This window comes from Nodularia sp. LEGE 04288 (genome assembly GCF_963896525.1).
Lineage (GTDB): Bacteria > Cyanobacteriota > Cyanobacteriia > Cyanobacteriales > Nostocaceae > Nodularia.
Window position 1 is genome coordinate 1 of sequence record NZ_CAWQOY010000132.1, and the last position, 15854, is coordinate 15854.

The following is a 15854-nucleotide window of genomic DNA, read 5'->3' on the forward strand; positions in this document are numbered from 1 at the left end:
CTGCTCCCCTGCCCCCCTACCCCTGCCTTTCTGTGGCACTTCAGACCTTAGACTTCACAGTTCCAGGAGAAAATCAGAAAACCTCACAAAATTATTTTGTTGACAAGGTATTTTTTTGGGTCTAAAGATGTATGATTTGCTAATTAAGTTCTGGAAAAAATCAAGGCTTTATAGGTGATGACAGAATTTGCTGATTTTTACTGAGTCATTTTTGATTTAACATACATCTATATTTAGCCATAGATGTAATAAGCAAATATAATACTTATCTCCAGCTATGTCTTACGTCTTTTTACTCTTGCTAAAGTCATAAGTCTTGTCCCAATATAATTTAGCAATTCTCCAGCAACTTACTTTATTTATAAGTAATCTCAACTCTATCTATATCAAGTGCAATAATACCTTTACCTGTGTCTCAACTGCCCTCTCAACCCACTGATAGTAATAGTAGTGCTGCGACGGATGTCACGCCAGTGGTGGCACTCAAAGAACTCGTGGCCCGGCTGCACCGAGAACAGAATAAAATCCAAGATTTACTCAGTTCTTTAGGATTTGCCCTGAGAAGCTTCAATAATTTGAACCAGTTTTTGGAGCTGATCCCGTTAATGGCCACCAGAGTCACAGATGCTGATGGTAGTGCTTTGTTCCTGCATAAACCTAACGGTCAAATTAGGTTAGAGCAGCTACACTGGCAGGATAGCCGCCAGCGGAAGAACATCCGCAAAGCCTTAGAAACGGCTAGTAGTCAAATCACACTTCTGTCTAAGACATCTCCTTTAGCAACAGCTACGGGGATTTTGGATGACCAAATGCATCGCCACTTGGGGCCAGATGTGCAAATCTTTGGCACAGCGATTTTGGTGAAGCATACAGAACGGGGGTGGCTTTACGTCCTCAGCCGTGACCCGGAATATAGCTGGACGGAAACCAGACAAAAGTTAGTCAGACTGGTAGCAGACCAAACGGCTGTAGCTATTGAAAACGACGAACTAGCAGTAGAACTGAGAAAAAAAGAACGCCTAGATCAAGAACTAGAAATTGGCGCAGAAATTCAACGGCGACTCTTACCGCGTCAATGTCCGTATATTCCTGGTGCAACTCTAGCTGCACGTTGTAAACCGGCTAATCGTGTCGGTGGAGATTACTACGATTTTATCCCCACCAATAGCAATCAGGTGCAGCTAAATGGCAAAACTGCTCAGGAAAATGGGCGCTGGGGTTTGGTAATTGGCGATGTTATGGGTAAAGGTGTCCCAGCCGGACTAATTATGACGATGATGCGGGGAATGCTGCGCGGAGAGGTGTTACATGGTAATTCCCCATGTATAATTCTGCAAAATTTGAATCGCGTTATGTATGCGGATTTAGAAAATTCCCACCGTTTTGTGACGCTGTTTTACTCAGAATATAATCCCTTTAATCGAGTTTTATCTTATAGTAATGCGGCACACAATCCTCCTTTATGGTGGCACGCCGCCACGAAAACTATTACTCGCTTGGATACGTTGGGAATGCTGATTGGGTTAGATCACAATAGCCAATATGAAGATGCCCAGGCACAGTTAGAACCTGGGGACACAGTAATTTATTATACAGATGGTTTGACTGATGCGGCGGCTGCTAGTGGCGATCGCTTCGACGAAGAAAATTTCGTTGCTGCCTTTAATGCCGCTTGCAGGTATTACACTAGCCCACAGGAAATTGTGGATTATCTATTTGACCAAGTTTTGCAATTTATCGGTGCTGAAAAGCAAAACACCGATGATATGACATTAGTTGTCCTCAAAATTGAATAACAAACCCTTTGAGCAGTCAGGGGAGTTGCAAATCCCCCCGATCCTCAGCCTCTGCGGTCAAACTGCTGTCATTTCCGGTTCTGCCTGAGACAGAGTACCAAAAAAGTCATAGCTATCTAGTGCTTCCAAGATTCCCCAAGCATAATGTCCTTCGGCAAAGTAAATTTGGGGATAGCCACGCAACTTTTCCAGTTCGGCGCTGTAGTTACCCACAATCACAGCTAGGGTATTCCCAGACAGCATTGATTCATCATTACCAGATGCACCTGCGACTAAGAATCGTTTAATAGGTAATCCCCACTTCAAGGCACAATAACGAATAGCATCACCTTTAGAAGCCCGGATGGGTAACAAATCAAGATACATATTATGGCTGTAAATTCCTTTGACATGGAGCCTACGCCGTCGCAGATGACGCATAATTTCCTTGAAGCTTAAGGATTTGGTTTCATCAATAAAGTAGCTGAGTTTAAACTTACCTTGAGCTTCCGGAGGTTGCAGCCCGACTCCGGGTAGTTCTTCCATTGCTTGACGAACAGCGTTAGCGTTCCAATGGTAGCCAATGTGTCTTTGCCAGTTCGTATCTGGGACTACCTGCGGCCCATAATAGATTTCACTACCTGCGGAGACAATCAGCAAGTCTGGTCTGGGAAAATGCCATTCTTCTAACATTTGTAAGGAACTTTCCAAGTTGCGCCCGGTAGCAATTCCCACTCCAGTGGAGTGACCTTCGTTATGCAGTCGTTCAATGAGTTTGTGTAAAGCTTCCTGGTCACCTAATAAGGTGTTATCGATTTCACAAACGAGAAAACGATCTGCGGTTGGTAAGCGGTTTTGATCGGGAATGTTCCAATCAGGAAGGTCAGTTGCTAAAGCTTTTGGTAAAGGACTCAGCAGCGATTGGACTCGTCGTTGCGGTAACTGCTGCACTTGTTCGAGATAACGTTCTACGTGACTTTGCCAAGAAAAATTTTCTCGAACTCGATCTAATCCATTTTTAGACCAAGTTTCCCATTGTTCCCGATTTGTGAGTGCTGTTCGCAGACCATCCTGAATCTGTTTAATATCAAGAGGGTCAATTAACATCCCATTTTCGCAAGCTTCCAGGATATCTCGCGGTCCACCATCTGAGGTAGCGATAATTGGCACACCGCAGGCTGTAGCTTCAATTAAGGTGAGACCAAAAGGCTCAGTTAATGCCGGATTGATAAAAACTCCCCGTGTTTTCGCCAACAATCGATAGAGTTCAGCGACTTCATCAGAACGGTGGTGTTTGGGATAGGCGACGTATCCGTAAAGGTCGTAGCGATCGATTAACTGAAAAATTTCGGTCAGTACCTGGCGTGGCCCTGATTCCATCGTGGTGATGTCATCTCGATTTCCTAAAATCAGGACTAAATTTGCTAAATTACGCAATTCTGGATCTTCACCATAGGCTTTGACCAGAGTCGCAACATTTTTGCGAATAGCTGGACGAGAAAGCGCCATAATCATGGGCTTTTCCGGATTATTCAGAAATCGTTTTAAATCCTGATAAATAGGTGGTTCCTGCCAATTTTCCGGAACCGGGTAAAATTCTTTCAGTGCTACCCCAGGCGGAATTACAACCATTCTATTTGGTTGATAGTGGTCGTAAATACCGTACTGCTGTGTCACCTCTTGATTGGTACTAGCGATGACTAATGCAGCACTCGCCAAGGTCGTTTCCTCGGCTTCAATGCGTGTACTAATGTGATAAGTGCTTTCAATGGTTTCTTTTTTAGTACCATGCTCTAAAAGTCTTTGTTGTTTAACCCGTCCGAGGGAGTGACCAGTATGCACAAGTGGTACACCTAACCAACCTGCAACTCGACAACCCACATATCCCGCATCGGCGTAATGGCTATGAATCACATGGGGTAATTTTCCCACTTGGCGCAAGTGCTTGAGTAATTCATCGGCAAAATTATCTAAATGCGGCCAGAGAACTTCTTTGCGGAGATAGCGACGTGGCCCGCAGTTCAAACGAATAATTTGGGCTTTGTCACTGAGAACTTCTACAGGTTGAGCATAATCGGAACTAACTTTGGGATCATTGACTAAACGGGTTACCAGGTCTACTCGTTCTACTTGTGGGTTTGCTGCTAAAGCTTGAGCGAGTTCTAGAGCATATTTAATTTGTCCACCCGTGTCAGCATCTCGTCCTAGTTCTAAATTTTTACCACGAATTAAGCCGTGAACGCTGACTAGCAGAATATACAACCCTGGGCTATTTGACATTTTGCATTCCTCAATTTTACTGTATTACAGCCCGGGAACAGCTCCTCACATATATAGCTGTTGTCCGCTACAGATTAGTAAAAAAAATTATGCTGATGTTTAAATATTATAAAACAAATGGGTCAATTTATCACAATGGTTGTGACAGAAGCGACTGTCAGGCATCAAAAAGCCCAAAGATAATCTCACAAATTCCACTGTTTCAAGAAGTTATGGGAAGTTTGGTTTTATCTGTGCGGCAAGTGATGATTAATTACAAAATAATCACTACAATTTTATCGCGGATTCAGTAATAATTTATTCTCTGCCTCTAGTGGCTAATTTCACAGAGTGGGTAAATCGATTAATTTAATGGCGAGGCTGACGCAGTATACTATGGTCTTACCTTTACTATGGCTCTCAGCAGAGGGAAATTTTCAGTAATTTTTAGATACATTGTTGAAAAAGTCACTCAGGAACCTAAAATACAGGTTTTTTGTCGGCACTGATTCTGATATTAATTAATAAACTAAACAACTGGCAATACTTTCCAGGTTTCCCGAAGTTGCGGGGCATTGAAGACAGTAGGCAAAATTGATATAAGATAAACTTATGGCGCTGATAGTTCAAAAATACGGTGGTACATCTGTTGGTTCGGTAGAACGTATTCAAGCTGTTGCACAGCGTGTTTACAAGACTGTGAAGGCGGGAAACTCTGTAGTCGTAGTGGTTTCGGCGATGGGGAAAACCACTGATGGACTGGTGAAAATAGCCAACGAAATTTCTCGCAATCCCAACCGCCGGGAAATGGATATGCTGCTTTCTACTGGTGAGCAAGTGACGATTGCTTTAGTCAGTATGGCATTGCAAGAAATCGGACAGCCAGCTATTTCGATGACTGGCGCTCAAGTGGGAATTGTTACCGAAGCTGAACACACCCGCGCCCGGATTTTGCATATTGAAACCCAACGGCTGAGTGATCATATTGCTCAAGGTAAAGTGGTTGTAGTAGCTGGATTTCAGGGGATATCTAGCCTGAGAGATATGGAAATTACGACTTTGGGTCGTGGGGGTTCTGACACTTCCGCCGTAGCGATCGCAGCGGCAATAGGAGCGAATTTTTGTGAGATTTATACGGATGTTCCCGGTATTTTAACTACAGATCCCCGCTTGGTGGCTGAAGCCCAGTTAATGGACGAAATTACCTGCAATGAAATGCTGGAACTCGCCAGCTTGGGGGCAAAAGTTTTACATCCGCGTGCTGTGGAAATTGCCCGGAACTATGGTGTTCCTCTGGTGGTGAAATCTAGTTGGTCTGATGATCCTGGGACTTGGGTGATATCGCCGAAACCTCAAGGGCGATCGCTTGTCAACTTAGAAATTGCTCGTCCTGTAGATCATGTCGAATTTGACACCGACCAAGCAAAAGTCGCATTGTTGCGCGTACCGGATAAACCAGGGGTAGCGGCGCGGTTATTTGGGGAAATCTCTCGGCAAAATGTCGATGTAGATTTAATTATTCAGTCTATACATGAAGGTAATAGTAATGACATTGCTTTTACTGTCACAGCACCAATATTAAAACGCGCTGAAGCCGTAGCAGCAGCCATCGCCCCAGCATTGAGAAATCAATCTCACCCCAACTCTGACGAAGCGGAAGTGATGGTAGAACAAAATATTGCCAAAGTCAGCATTGCTGGTGCAGGAATGATTGGCCGTCCTGGGGTAGCGGCTAAAATGTTCGCCACCTTAGCTGAAGCGCAAGTGAACATCCAAATGATTTCCACCAGTGAAGTCAAAGTTAGTTGTGTCGTCGATGCAACAGAATGCGATCGCGCTGTGGCTGCACTTCGTCAGGCTTTTGAAATTGAAGAAAACAACGGGATAAAGGAACAAGAAAAAATTTCCGATTCCCCACTCCCCACTCCCCCTCCTGTACGTGGTGTCGCCTTAGATATGAACCAAGCACGTCTAGCAATTCGTCAAGTACCCGATCGGCCGGGGATGGCGGCGAAATTGTTTGGACTATTAGCACAGCACAATGTCAGTGTTGACATGATTATTCAATCACAGCGCTGTCGCATCGTGGAAGGTGTTCCCAAACGAGATATTGCTTTTACAGTTTCGCGGATAGATGGGGAAAATACACAAAAAATGCTGACTCAAGTCGCGTCCGAATTAGGCTGGGGTGAAGTTGTCTTAGATAATGCGATCGCTAAGGTGAGTATTGTCGGTGCTGGGATGGTCGGACAACCAGGTATTGCGGCTAAAATGTTTGAGGCTTTAGCCCAAAACCAAATCAATATTCAAATGATTGCTACCTCGGAAATCAAAATTAGCTGTGTCGTAGCACAAGAAGAAGGTGTGAAAGCTTTGCAAGTAATTCACGCCGCCTTTGGGTTAGCAGGTAGCGAAAAATTTGTCATCCCAGCTTAATTAGTCATTGGGAAGTTACAATCTTTCCTCTTCTCCCCTGCACCCTGCACCCTGCCCCCCTGCCTCTTCTCCCCAACTTCTCAGTGATTCAGACTACAATTCTGTTAACGAATATGGCGAGAATATTACAAGTGGAATCACTGGGGAATTTATGAATGGTCAAATTTTAGATGCACGTTATCAAATTCTCAGCGTTCTGAATGTAGAAGAAGTAGTACAAACTTATTTAGTCGAAGATGCGATCCTTCCGGGTAGCCAATTGGTAGTCAAGCAGCTACATCCTGGTAGTGATAATCTCCAAGATTTAACAATTCGGCGAGAGTTATTTACAGATGAAGCAAAAAAGTTACAGCAGCTAGGAGAGTCACACGAACAAATCCAAAAATTAGTTAACTATTTTGAAGATAATGCAGAATTTTATCTTGTTCAAGAATACATTATTGGGAATAACTTAACCGCAGAACTTTTTCGGGGAACACCTCTGCAAGAAGAACAGGTAATTACTGTTTTATCAGAAGTATTAGAAATTTTGGTATTTGTTCATAGTCGGGGAATAATTCACCAGGACATTAAACCAGCAAATATCATTCGTCGAGAGTCAGATAAAAAGTTAGTTTTGGTTGACTTTGGTGCTGTTCAGGAAGTTGTTACGACTATTGTTGGTAACCTTGAATATGTGCCGGTGGAACAATTGCGGGGTGACCCCCAGTATAACAGTGATATATATGCTTTAGGAATAGTTGCGATCGCCGCACTTATCGGTTTACCAGCCAACGAAATATCTAGGTTACAAAATCAGAAAAGTCTCCTAACAGGAGAGATTATTTGGCGTACCAAAAATATAAAAATCAGTAAACAACTAACAAAAATTATCGATAAAATGGTGCGCTTTGATTACCGTCACCGCTACCAATCTGTAACTGAAGTTTTAAAAGATATACAACAGGTGAAAAGTCATCAATATACACCACAAAAACAGCCTCAGCTAAAATTTTGGTTAATCTTAGCCGGGATAGCCACTTTTTTTGGAATTGTCACAACAACATGGTTATTTCAATCAACAAGAAATGTAAATGATGTTAATTTTCAGCAGTTATACCAGGAGGGATTAAAAAAATATCAAGCAGGAAACTATGAAGCTGCAATTGAGGATTTTACTCAGGTCATTGCACTGGATTCAGAAAATGCTCTGGCTTACAATAAACGAGGTAATGCCTATTATCAATTAGGCGACTATCAGCAAGCCAAGATAGATACGAGTAAAGCAATTGAATTAAATCCTCAAAATGCCGGTGCTTATTATGATCGAGGATTTGCATTCTATGAATTAGGCAAATACAAAGAAGCAATTTCTGACTACACCAAAGCAATTGAATTAAATCCTCGTAATGCTTACGCTTATCATGGGCGGGGTCTAGCCCTGGTGCAGATGCAGGAAAATAAAGAGGCTAGTGAAGATTTTAGCACAGCAATCAGACTGCAACCTGATTATATTGAAGCCTATTTACAACGGGGTATTCTCCGCCGTCGCCTCAAAATTTACCACACAGCAATCCAGGATTTTGATGCTATTATTAATATTAATGCCGCTGATGCTAGACCTTATTATCAAAAAGGTTTAATTCACGCTAGCAATAATCAAAATTATGCGGCGATTAGGGAATATACTGAAGCAATTAATCGTAATGCCAATTACACATTAGCTTATCTCCAACGGGGGGATATAAAGAGTGAATTGGGGTATAGATTGGAAGCCGCCGAAGATTACAACACAGTTTTAAAACTAAATCCTCAATGGGGTGCAGGTTATAATCACCGAGGTATTCACCGCTTTTCCTTCGGAGATTACAAAGGCGCAATTGAAGACCATAGTCAAGCAATTTCACTCAATTCTCAGGATGCTGCGGCTTACAATAACCGTGGTAATGCTAATTCTCAACTGTGGCATCTCAAAGCTGCTAATGAAGATTACACTCAGGCGATCGCCATTAATCCTAAATATGCTTTAGCTTATTATAACAGGGGTGTAACTCGCGCGAAACAGAAAAATCGACAAGGTGCGATCGCGGATTTCCAACAAGCTATTAAACTCTTCCGAGAAAATGGGGAAAGAAATAGTCTTAAAGATGCACAAAGAGAACTTAATTTATTACTAAATAGGTGAATAGAAGAACCCCACCCCCAACCCCCAACCCGCAAGTGAGGAGGGGGCTATGATATACAGATAGATTTGAGAATTTGCAGCAACTCAATTGCAGATTCTAAACGAGTTATATCTAGTTTTGGTAATAATTGATAAATGGGAGGATTTCCTGGCTGTATATAAACAAATTGGTAATCCATACCGTTGGTAGTTAAACCCCAAACTGATGTTTGTTTTTCTAAACTTGTATAAGCATAAGTGATCCTGATTATGTCCCCGCCGATTTACTTAATTTTATTACTAATCTTGCACTAATCCCAATATGGTTTAGCTAAAAATTTCTTCCTTTTCTTTCTTGACTTGGCGTACTTGGCGTACTTGGCGGTTCGTTAAAAAAAATGATTTTGATAAAGAGTTAGGTTCGTTAACCAAATAATCCCACTTCCGTTAGTCATTTTTCTAACTAGATGTGGAATACTAAAATTAATATTCTTTGTCAAATGAAGGCAAATTTTGACGAATGGACTGGAAAACAATACTTAAAGCACAACAGACAGATTTTATCGCCAGACTAGAATCTGGTGATTTACTACATTGTGACAAAGAAGGAAAGCATAGTGAGATAACTGTCATCTCCGGTGAGAAGTTAAAGCAATTACGGGATTTTTGCTGGGAGATGGCTGAAATATATACACTAACTGGTTTAGAACCTATTGTTAATATCTTTATCAAGAGTATGAAAACACAACTGGGTGAGGAAGTGGTCAAAATCCGGTTAGCTGACTTTGTAACTGAGGTTGACTATAAACAACCCATTTGCGGAAATGAAAAAGTTGATTTTACCTTAACTTCTGACTCATCTGTTGGTATTCAGATTAAAGCTAAACATGGCAATTTTCAGGAAGTTAAATGGTCAATTAGCCGAGAAGAAATTACCAAAAATAAAGTTCTGGTTTGTATTTTAATTCAAGAAGAGGTGAGTGTTGCAGAAACAGAATATCATCTTATTTTAGCAGGGTTTTTACCAACTGATATGATTCCTGTCACTGGTGCTATTGCTTCAGTAAAAGTAAATGAATTGCTTTATGCTGGTGGGTTACATGGCTATTTAGATGCTTTGAAATCTGTGGATTTTGTTAAATATTTTAATTTGGCTGAAAAATGCTTTAGTAAGAGAGATTATACAGGTGCGCTTGCTCATTGTAATCAAGCATTGCTACTACAACCAAACAATGCTCAAGCTTACTGTGGACGAGGGGTAGCTCGTTATTTCTTGGACGATCACAACGGTGCAATTGAAGATTATACTCAAGCTATTAACATTGACCCCAATTATGCTAAATTTTACTACAAAAGGGGGTTGTCTCGCTCTAAGTTAGGATATGACCAAGCTGCAATTGAAGATTTTAAAACTGCCGCAGGTATATATAAAAAAGAAGGACATGAAAAATATTATCAAGACTCTATGCAGCAAATTAGAAAGATTATAAGTACTTGGTAGCACTCTTAACTAATAATCTTTACTCTAAATCAGGTTCTACACCCAAAGCCCGCAATTGTTCAATTAACCGTTCTTTCTGCCGTCTTTCCGCTTCCGTGGGAGTCAAAACCCAATTACCTGTACTATCATACCAACGCAACCAAGACTGCTGAATATTATGATAACTTCCTTCCCAAACACCCAAACCTAACTCTATTTCAGGAATCCAAAAACGGGAATCTGATAAAATAACTTCCGCATAACGACCGCCATCTAATTTAAACATTTTAAATTCATATTTATAACGGTCAAAAATTGCATAATAAGGAATCCTTAAAATCTGTTCATAAACTTCCCATTTTGTCGGCGGTTTTGCTAAATCTCGCAAAGTTTGTCCTAAGTCTTCCTTTTCCGTTCCAGGTGAGAGTAATTCCACAATAATAAACGGACTAATTCCCTCTTGCCAAACCACATAACTCAGCCGTAAATCACCATTTTTATAAAGCAGCGAAACATCCACAGCCACAAACCAATCTGGTCTTTTGTACCATGTCGGATGATGGGGGTCATAATAAAGATTCATATCACTAGCAGTAAATATCTTGTCGCTAGGATAGCTAGGCGAGTTAAAACTTTCGTCTAACAAACGCGGTTGTAATAAATGAAAATGATCAGGCAAACCAGGTTCCTCTGGATCTTCACTCACGAGATCATACATAGTGGGTAAAACTTCTTCTGGAGAAAGAGGTGGATCAGTTTGATACATTAGAAAACAGTCCTGTATAACTCCTCCCCCCATTATGAAACCTCTGTGTCCTCTGCGCCTCTGCGGTTCGATAAAATTCTTCTACCCTGTTGCGAAACCTTAATTAATTGATACACTTGTTCTTCATTAGCCATCAGCCCAGTTAAACAGCGCCTATGGTACACGTTAAGCGCGTGGAACTTACCAACTTCAAATCCTTCGGTGGTACTACCTCAGTCCCTCTACTACCGGGGTTTACTGTCATTTCTGGGCCGAATGGTTCGGGTAAATCTAATATTCTCGATGCTTTGCTGTTTTGCTTGGGACTTTCTAGTTCTAAGGGAATGCGGGCGGATAGATTACCGGATTTGGTAAATAATAATCAAACTTCTAGGGGACGGGCTTCGATTGAGGCTAGTGTGACGGTGACTTTTGATTTGTCGGGGGAGGATGTCTCACGCAGAGGCGTAGAGGCGCGCAGGGAGGAGGATGAGGAGGATGTCTCACGCAGAGGCGCAGAGGCGCAAAGTGAGGAAGGAAATGAAGAGATTCCCCAGTCCCCAGTCCCCCGGTTACTGAGCGAAGTCGAAGTAACTCCCCACTCCCCTCTTGAATGGAGTGTGACTCGGCGGTTGCGGGTGACTCATCACGGGAGTTATACGTCGAATTATTATATGAATGGTGTGGCTTGTACTCTGACGGAATTACATGAGGAGTTGAATAATCTCCGCATTTATCCAGAGGGGTATAATGTTGTGCTTCAGGGGGATGTTACTAGCATTATCTCGATGAATGCTAAGGAACGTCGGGAAATTATTGATGAGTTGGCTGGGGTTTCGGCTTACGATCGCAAGATTATTCAAGCGAAGAAGACTCTGGATGAGGTGAAGGATAAGGAAGATAGTTGTCGGATTATTGAGACGGAGTTGACTACTCAGCGCGATCGCTTGTCTCAAGATCGGGCGAAGGCGGAAAAGTATCAAAAACTGCGGACGGAATTTTTGGCTAAACAGTCTTGGGAGGCGGTTCTCTCTTGGCGATCGCTTCAAGCACAACAAGAAAAGTTAATTGGGGAAATTCAAGCAGGCGATCGCACTTCTACTGAATTAAATTCTCAACTCACAACTCTCAATTCCCAAATTTCTCAGAAATCTACCGAATTAGAAGAACTCAATGCTCGTGTCAAGGCTTTGGGTGAAGAGGAACTTTTGGCGGTACAATCAACTCTGGCGACTCAAGAGGCGGAACGCAAACAACTCCAACGCCGACAAACTGAGTTAAACACGGCTATTCAGGAAACTGTGAAGCGGTTGGCGCAAACTCAGCAGGAAGTTACACAATATCAGCGTTCTTTAACGGAATTTTCCCAAACTCAGGTTTTAGAACAACAATCTATTCTCTCCTGTCAGCAACAACGGGATGAAGCACAACAGGCTTTAGATGCTTCTCGCGCCGCAGCAGCTGAAATCGCCTCAGCTTCGGAAGCTTGGGTACAGCAACAAACGGCTTTCAATCGTCAAATTGAAGCTTTACTGCAAACTCTCGAACCCCAGCGTACAGAACAAGCCCAACTCAGGGAACGCCATGATCAGTTACAGCAATTAATTACAGAACAAACTCAGTTAATTGCGACTTTAGAACCAGAATTAGCCGCTAAGGAAACTGAATGTAATCGGGTGGAAACGGAGTTTAACGCTTCTAGTGAACCTATCCAAAATTTAGCCGAAAATCTCTCAGCGACAGAACAAGAATTACAAATCCAACAGGAAACCCAAAAGCGACTTCTCCAAGAACAACGGGAAAAACAACGCCAGTTGGATAAAATCGAAGCCCAAGCCCAAGCCCAACAGGAAGTCCAAGGAACCCAAGCAAGTAAAGTTATATTACAATCTGGATTGCCGGGGCTTTGCGGTTTGGTTGTCCAATTAGGTAAGGTGGATTCTCGCTATCAGTTAGCCTTGGAAATCGCTGCTGGTGGGCGTTTGGGGCATATTGTCGTGGAAGATGACAGTGTAGCCGCAGCCGGGATTGAATTACTGAAACAGAAACGCGCTGGTAGGGCTACTTTTTTACCTTTAACTAAGATTCGGGCTAGTAAGTTTACGCAGGATGCCACTTTGCGTTATGCCAATGGTTTTGTTGACTATGCGGTGAATTTAGTGGAGTGCGATCGCCGTTTTCAAGATGTCTTTAGCTATGTATTCGGTAACACCGTAGTTTTTACAAATATCCAACAGGCGCGCCCCAATATCGGACTGTATCGCATTGTCACCTTAGATGGGGAATTGTTAGAAACTAGCGGCGCGATGACTGGGGGAAGTAGTAATCAGCGTTCCTCGTTGCGATTTGGTCAGGGGGAATCGGCGGAATCTCAGGAAACTGTGGCTTTAAAGAGTCGTTTGGCAGATATTGAACGGATTATAGAACGTTGTACCGAAGCGATCGCTACTTTATCCGCCAGAACCAAAGAACTTACCCAAGCCCTCACAGAAGCCAGACAGGGGCGACGAGAACAGCAGTTACAGTTGTCACAGCTGCAAAAGGATATTCAGGGTTTAACAGCGCAATTAGAGGGGACGCGATCGCAACTTACCCAAAACAGCGAAAAAATCACCGTCGCCCAGTCCCGTTTATCAGTTTTGGATCGGGAATTACCAGGACAACAAAGTGAATTGCAACAATTGCGACAAGCTTTAGCCGAGTTAGAAGACTCTCAAACTCCTAGTGAATGGCAAGAAATCCAAGTAACTATTAAAAGTCAAGAGCAACAATTGCAACAACGAGAGGGACAATTAAGGGATGCCCAGCAAAGATTAAAAAATTTGGAAATTCAGCAATTGCGATCGCAAGAGAAAATCCAAGAAGCTGAAGCTAAGATTCACCAATATCATGAACAGCAAGCCAGCCAACAAAATCAACTCAATTCCCTTAATACTCAGCATTCAGAACTCAACACTCAAATCAGCGAAATCCAGGCGAATTTGAGTCAAATGGAGCAGAATTTGGGGGCAGAAAAGCAAAAACGCGACGCAACAGAACAGGAAGTGCGATCGCAACTTCTCAAACAACAACAACTGCAATGGGAAATCCAAAAACTCCAAGAAACCCAAACAAAGCGGCGAGAAGACTTGACAGCATTGCAAAACCAACTGCGAGAAACTGGCGCAGAATTACCCAATCCTTTACCAGAAGTTCCCGATAAAGTCGATTTAGAGGAATTGCAAAAAGAACTGAGAAGCCTAGCCAAACGCTTACAGGCGATGGAACCCGTGAATATGTTGGCTTTGGAAGAATATGAACGCACCAACAACCGTCTCCAGGAACTAACGGAAAAATTGCAAACCTTAGAAGGGGAACGCACCGAATTACTATTACGAATTGAAAACTTTACCACATTGCGCCAACGAGCTTTTAAAGAAGCCTTCGATGCGGTCAACGAAAACTTTCAATCGATTTTTGCGATTCTTTCCGACGGTGACGGCTATTTACAACTAGAAAATCCTGAAGATATCTTTAACAGTGGATTAAATTTAGTCGCCCACCCCAAAGGTAAACCAGTACAGCGTCTCGCTTCCATGTCCGGGGGCGAAAAATCACTCACAGCCTTGAGTTTTATCTTTGCCCTCCAACGCTATCGCCCCTCGCCATTTTATGCCTTTGACGAAGTAGATATGTTTTTAGATGGAGCAAACGTCGAGCGATTAGCTAGAATGATTAAACAAGAAGCCCAACAAGCGCAATTTATAGTTGTGAGTTTGCGTCGTCCGATGATAGAATCAGCCGAACGCACCATTGGCGTTACTCAAGCACGAGGAGCTTACACTCAAGTTTTGGGTATTAAATTAAAATCATCCAATACATCTGCTTGAGTTTTTGTTAATAATAGTGTATAGATAAACCGGATTCGAGATCAGGACTCGGTATAGAATGACCTCTGAACAGACAATTAGGCGTTCCGACATATTAAACACCCAGGTGATTACTCGCGACAACGGCAAACGGCTCGGTGTCGTCAATCAGCTTTGGGTGGATATTGATCAAAGAGAGGTTGTGGCAGTTGGTTTGCGAGACAGCCTGATCTCTATTTCGGGTCTGCCACGATATATGTACCTCAACACCGTCAACCAAATCGGTGATGTAATTCTCGTTGACAATGAAGATGCCATTGAAGACATCGAAATTGAAACTTTAAGTAACCTGATTAACTGGGAAGTAATTACAGAAACAGGTGAAGTATTAGGCAGAGTGCGGGGCTTCAAGTTCAATGGCGAAACTGGCAAAATTCAGACCATAGTCATCGCTTCTTTAGGATTACCCCAAATTCCCGACCAATTTCTCAGCACCTACGAATTCTCAGTGGATGAAATCGTCAGCACTGGCCCCAGCCGGTTGATTGTCTTTGAGGGAGCCGAAGAACGAGTTAACCAGTTAACAGTTGGTGTACTAGAACGCTTAGGCATAGGCAAAGCCCCGTGGGAGAGAGAAGCCGAAGAAGAATATGGCTATACTCCGCGCACAGTGTCACCAGCCAATCAGCTACCCAGTGGAGTCCCATTACAACCACCCAGAACCAGAGTTCGCGCTCCCGAACCTGTAGTTGAGGAAGAATGGACAGAAGACTATGTGGAAGAAGAAATTCCACAGCGTCAAGTCATGCGAGCGAGACAGTACGAACCCATTCAATACGAAGAAGACGAGGAAGAAGATAACTGGAGTGAAGCCACGGGTAGGGATAGATATCAAGAACCACCACCCAGATATGAACCCCAACCTTACAGCAAGCCTTCTGCCGACGACTACGACGACTACGACGATTTAGAAAGCGACGCTTGGGAAGATGCACCAAAACCTGTGAACATTCCTAAGAAAGTTAAAGAAAGACAGCCAGAATACGAAGAAGAAGGCGGATATTAGGATAATTCGTAATTCGTAATTCGTAATTCGTAATTAAACCCTCTTCCTATAATTCAAGCGGAAGGGGGTTTTAAATTACAGCAGTTTTCATGTATTTAGACC

Annotated in this window: 8 protein-coding genes; 6 read left to right on the forward strand and 2 right to left on the reverse strand. The window is 42.7% G+C overall.

Annotated features, from left to right (window positions below):
* Positions 1 to 410 precede the first annotated feature (410 nt).
* A complete protein-coding gene (locus tag AACX33_RS18105) occupies positions 411 to 1796 on the forward strand; it encodes a SpoIIE family protein phosphatase (protein WP_194002723.1) in 1386 nt (461 codons plus the stop codon).
* Positions 1797 to 1853: 57 nt separating this feature from the next.
* On the opposite strand, the gene AACX33_RS18110 is transcribed toward AACX33_RS18105, so the two are convergent.
* Entirely contained in the window at positions 1854 to 4055 is a 2202-nt protein-coding gene (locus AACX33_RS18110) for an HAD-IIB family hydrolase (protein ID WP_194002721.1), read from the reverse strand.
* Positions 4056 to 4646: 591 nt separating this feature from the next.
* Here AACX33_RS18110 and AACX33_RS18115 point away from each other — a divergent pair.
* The 3 genes from AACX33_RS18115 (at position 4647) to AACX33_RS18125 (ending at position 10114) form a co-directional block, all read left to right on the forward strand.
* Complete coding sequence (locus AACX33_RS18115; RefSeq protein ID WP_194002719.1) at positions 4647 to 6470, forward strand: aspartate kinase; 1824 nt, start codon at positions 4647 to 4649, stop codon at positions 6468 to 6470.
* A gap of 151 nt (positions 6471 to 6621) precedes the next feature.
* On the forward strand, positions 6622 to 8634 hold the full coding sequence (locus AACX33_RS18120) for a serine/threonine-protein kinase (protein WP_194002717.1): 2013 nt from the start codon (positions 6622 to 6624) through the stop codon (positions 8632 to 8634).
* A gap of 499 nt (positions 8635 to 9133) precedes the next feature.
* On the forward strand, positions 9134 to 10114 hold the full coding sequence (locus AACX33_RS18125) for a tetratricopeptide repeat protein (protein ID WP_194002716.1): 981 nt from the start codon (positions 9134 to 9136) through the stop codon (positions 10112 to 10114).
* 19 nt (positions 10115 to 10133) lie between these two features.
* Here the strand turns inward: AACX33_RS18125 and AACX33_RS18130 are convergent, their stop codons facing one another.
* On the reverse strand, positions 10134 to 10859 hold the full coding sequence (locus tag AACX33_RS18130) for a Uma2 family endonuclease (protein ID WP_194002715.1): 726 nt from the start codon (positions 10857 to 10859) through the stop codon (positions 10134 to 10136).
* 155 nt (positions 10860 to 11014) lie between these two features.
* Here AACX33_RS18130 and smc point away from each other — a divergent pair, with 155 nt between their 5' ends.
* Complete coding sequence (gene smc / locus AACX33_RS18135) at positions 11015 to 14707, forward strand: chromosome segregation protein SMC (RefSeq protein WP_194002714.1); 3693 nt, start codon at positions 11015 to 11017, stop codon at positions 14705 to 14707.
* 58 nt (positions 14708 to 14765) lie between these two features.
* Positions 14766 to 15752 carry a PRC-barrel domain-containing protein gene (locus AACX33_RS18140; protein ID WP_194002713.1) on the forward strand — a complete coding sequence of 329 codons (987 nt, stop codon included), beginning with the start codon at positions 14766 to 14768 and terminating at the stop codon, positions 15750 to 15752.
* Positions 15753 to 15854: the final 102 nt, after the last annotated feature.